This is a genomic window from Delftia sp. ZNC0008 (genome assembly GCF_000799035.1).
Classification (GTDB): Bacteria; Pseudomonadota; Gammaproteobacteria; order Burkholderiales; family Burkholderiaceae_C; genus Comamonas; species Comamonas tsuruhatensis.
On sequence record NZ_JTKZ01000631.1, the window covers coordinates 1 to 4007 of the forward strand.

A 4007-nucleotide genomic window follows, 5' to 3' on the forward strand; every position below is an offset into this window, starting at 1 on the left:
GTCCGTGGAGCGGCTCATGCGCCGCGGCATCTACAAGGGCCCGCTGGTGATGAACTGGGTGGCGATCGGCGGCGGCATGGACGCGCCCAGCATCTACAGCCTGGCCAATTTCGTGCGCGCCGTGCCCGACGGCGCCGTGCTCACCGTGGAAAGCAATGTCCGCAACGTGCTGCCCGTGAACATGATGGGCATCGCCATGGGCCTGCACGTGCGCTGCGGCACCGAGGACTGCCTGTGGAACCAGTCGCGCAGCGCCAAGGCCAGCACGGTCTCCCAGATCGAGCAGCTGGTGCGCATCGCGCGCGAGTTCGGCCGCCCCATCGCCACGGCGCAACAGGCGCGCGCCATCAGCAAGATTGGCGTGTTCTACGACACCCCCGAAGAGACATTGGCGGCCAACGGCTTCGCGCCCAACCGCAACGGCGGCAACCAGGGATTTCTGCGCAAGACCGCCTGACGCACTAGGCCTCGCCAATCCGTCCCTGCCCCCGCCTGCGCCAGTCCGAGACGCTGGCGCCGAAAGCGGCCCGGAACCAGTGGCAAAAGCCGCTGGGCGCGGCAAACCCCAGCAGGCCCGCCACCTCGCCCAGGGGCTGGCCACCGTCTTGCAGATGGCGCAGCACCAGTTCCCTGCGGAGGGTGTCGAGCAGTGCCGAGAAAGTCTGCCCCTCCGCAAGCAGGCGGCGGTGCAGCGTGCGGCGGTCCATTCCCAGGTGGCGTGCCACCTGCTGGGCCGTGCAGCGGCCGCCCGGCAGCAATGCAATGATCAGCTCCCTGCAGGCCGCCTGCATGCCTTCGCCCCGGCTGCGCAGCGCCTGCTCCAGATGGCTTCGCGCAAAGCGCGCAACGCCCGAGCCCTGCGCCTGGCCGCATTCGCGCAGCAGTTGCAGATCCGCCAGGCGGCAGACCATGCCGTTGAAAGGCTGGTCAAACAAAGGGGTCACGCCGAAGAAGGCACGGTGGGCCGATGCATCGGCCGGTGCGCGGTGTACGAAGCTGACCTGCTGCGGGCGCCACTGGGCACCGATCAGCTCGCGCAGCACGCGAAACATCACGCCCACCGCCAGCTCCATGGACTGGCGCATGGCCATGCCCGCGATGGGCACCAGGTCCTGGCGCACCAGCACCCCGGAGCCCGCGTCCTCGATGCGTACGAACATGCCCGCACTCAGCAGCTTGAGGTAGCGGCACAGCGTGTCCAGCGCCTGGCGCGGCGTGGGCTCTTGCTGCAGCACAAGGCTGATGGGGCCCAGGTGGGACAGGCTGCGCCGCGCCGCCAGGCGCAGCGCGAAATCCTGCGTGCCCGTGGTGCGCGCGGCCACCTCCAGCAGCTCGCGCACGGCATGGATGGGAATCAGCGTCTCCGGGTCGTCGAGCAGGCGCGCCGACAGTCCCGCCGAGCGCACAAGGACGGCGGGATCATGGCCCAGGCTTTTCACCAGGTCGGCATAGCCATGCAGGCTGGCACTGCGGATCAGGCCGCAGGTGACGGGCCTGCGGCCTGCGGCCACGGTGCCGATGGCAGGGAGCGCAGGGGTCTGCATGGCAGGTCCATTTCAGGGAATCAGCACCGTCGCGCCCGTGGTGCGGCGCGACTCCAGCGCCCGGTGCGCCTGGGCCGCATCGGCCAGCGCAAAGCTTTGCTGGGGCTCGCTGGCGATGCGCCCGGCCAGCACATGGTCGAACAGCTCTCGCGCCATCTCCAGCATGTGGGCGCGCGGCTGGATGTAGTGCACCATCGCGGGCCGCGTCATCCAGATCGATCCCTTGGAGGCCAGCAACTGGGAGTCCACCACCACCGAGCCCGACGAGGTGCCGTTGCTGATCAGCCGGCCGCGCGGCTGCAGGCAGTCCAGCGAATCCATGAGCGTGTCCTTGCCCACCGAGTCATAGACCACGGGCACGCCCTTGCCGCCCGTGATCTCCATCACGCGAGCGACGGTGTTCTCGCGCGAGGTCACGATGACGTGGGCGCAGCCGTTGGCGCGCGCGGCGGCGGCCTTCTCGTCGGTGCTCACCGTGCCGATCATGGTCACGCCCAGGGCACGCGCCCACTGGCAGGCGATCAGCCCCACGCCGCCGGCCGCCGCGTGGTAGAGGATGGTTTCGCCCCCCTGCAGCGGATGGACCTGGCGGAACAGGTACTGCGCCGTCATGCCCTTCATCATCAGCGTGGCCGCCGTGCGGTCGCTGATGCCGTCGGGCAGCGGGATCAGCACCTCGGCCGGCATCACGCGCACATCGCTGTAGGCGCCCTGCGGGCCCATCAGGTAGCCCACGCGGTCGCCGGGCCGCACTTCGGTCACGCCCTCCCCCACGGCCTCGACCACGCCCACGGCGTCCGAGCCCAGGCCGTTGGGCAGGGCCAGCGGATAGCGGCCCGTGCGGAAATAGATGTCGATGAAGTTGACGGCGATGAAGCTGTGGCGCACGCGCGCCTGGCCGGGTCCCGGCGCGCCGGCCTCGGCATGCTCCAGCCTGAGCACCTCGGGGCCGCCGGTGGTATGAAAGCGTATGGCCTTTGCCATGGAGTCTCCTTGTGTAGCGCCTGGGTGGGGCGCCCTGCATCAGTTGAGCCGGATGTCGAAGTTCCGGACGATCTCGGCATTGCGGTCGAACTCGGCGCGCAGGTCGGTGGACATCTGCTCCAGCGAGCGATCGCCTTCGACGGGCTCGAAGCCCGTGCCCGCATAGCGTTCGCGCACGGCCTTGCGGGCGTTGACCCGGGCCAGCGTGCCGTGGATCTTCTCCAGCAGAGGGCGCGGCGTCTGCGCCGAGGCGAACACGCCGCTCCAGTTGCTGAAATCCACCTCGGGGTAGCCCAGCTCGGCCAGCGTGGGCACCTGCGGGTAGTCAGGCAGCCGGCTCTTGTAGGCCACGGCCAGCAGCCTGACCTTGCCGCCCGCGATCAGCGGCTTGGAGGTGACCGATCCGTCGAACATCAGCGGGATCTGGTTGCCCATGACCTGGGCCAGCGCGGGCGCCGAGCCCGGGAAGGCCACATGCTCCATGTCCAGGTGGGCCCTTCTGTTGAGGATGGCGCCCGCGTACTGCGAGGCCGTGCCCTGGCTGTACGAGGCGAACGACAGCGTGCCCGGGTGGGCCTTCACGTAGGCGATGGCCTCGGCCCCGTCGCGCGCGGGAAACTGCGGCGAGGCGATGAACAGCATCACCGAGCGCGCCATCTGCGCCACGGGCCGCACGTCCTTCATGGGGTCGAAGCCGACCTTGAGCACATGGGGCACCTCGGTGAGGATGTTGGTCACCGTCACCAGCAGCGTGCTGCCGTCGGCCGGCTGGGACAGCATGTGCTTGACGGCGATGGCGCCACCGGCGCCGGGCCGGTTCTCGACGATGACGGGCTGGCGTATCTCCTGCGCCAATTGGTCGCTGATGATGCGCGCGAACACATCGATGGTGCCGCCGGGCGGCGCCGGCACGATGAGCCGGACCGGCTTGTCGCCGAAGGCGTGGGCGCCACCGGCCAGCAGCGAGGCGGCCAGGGCGATGGCCGTCCAGGGGGGCATGCGTTGCATCATGGGCTCCCGGTTCAGGCGGCCTTGCGCAGAAATCCCTGCTGGGCGCCGTTGCGGTTGGGTGCGAAGCCATTGGCCGCCAGCGTCTCGTCCACGGTGCCGTAGAACTGGCCGATCCGGCAGATCTCCCGCGCCTGCTGCGCCGTGGCGATGGGGCGGCCGAACTCGCCTGCGATGCGCACCAGCTGCTCGATCTGCGCCACCGTGCCCATCTTGGCCGTGCGGCGCTGGTTCCAGAGGTTGTCCTCGGTACCGCAGCGCACATGCAGGCCCATGGCAATGCCCATCATGTTCACGGGCAGCACGTTGAGCACCGAGCTTTCCACCGTGAGCACGGCGCCGTCGGGCACGGCACGCACGAAGTTGGCCAGGCTGTAGATGCTGGGCGCGTCCATGCCGCCGCCAATCGCCACCCAGTTCATCACCAGCGGGCCCTTGTAGATGCCGCGGCGCATGAGCCGCTCCACGGAC

At 69.5% G+C, this 4007-nt stretch carries 5 protein-coding genes; 1 reads left to right on the forward strand and 4 read right to left on the reverse strand.

The window, feature by feature from the left end:
- Nucleotides 1-457, forward strand: a 457-nt coding sequence (locus tag L995_RS20590; RefSeq protein WP_047473372.1) for a 3-keto-5-aminohexanoate cleavage protein, incomplete at its 5' end; no start/stop codon positions are given.
- Nucleotides 458-461: 4 nt separating this feature from the next.
- Here the strand turns inward: L995_RS20590 and L995_RS20595 are convergent.
- The 4 genes from L995_RS20595 to L995_RS20610 all read right to left on the reverse strand — a co-directional run.
- Nucleotides 462-1544 (reverse strand): AraC family transcriptional regulator, encoded by a 1083-nt coding sequence (locus tag L995_RS20595; protein WP_047473374.1) that lies wholly within the window; start codon nt 1542-1544, stop codon nt 462-464.
- A gap of 12 nt (nt 1545-1556) precedes the next feature.
- A complete protein-coding gene (locus L995_RS20600; protein ID WP_013803808.1) occupies nt 1557-2528 on the reverse strand; it encodes a quinone oxidoreductase family protein in 972 nt (323 codons plus the stop codon).
- 39 nt (nt 2529-2567) lie between these two features.
- Nucleotides 2568-3536, reverse strand: coding sequence for a Bug family tripartite tricarboxylate transporter substrate binding protein (locus tag L995_RS20605; RefSeq protein WP_047473375.1), 969 nt, complete (start codon nt 3534-3536; stop codon nt 2568-2570).
- A 14-nt stretch (nt 3537-3550) separates the two neighbouring features.
- Nucleotides 3551-4007: 3-keto-5-aminohexanoate cleavage protein (locus L995_RS20610; RefSeq protein WP_047473377.1), on the reverse strand; the 457-nt coding region annotated here is incomplete at its 5' end.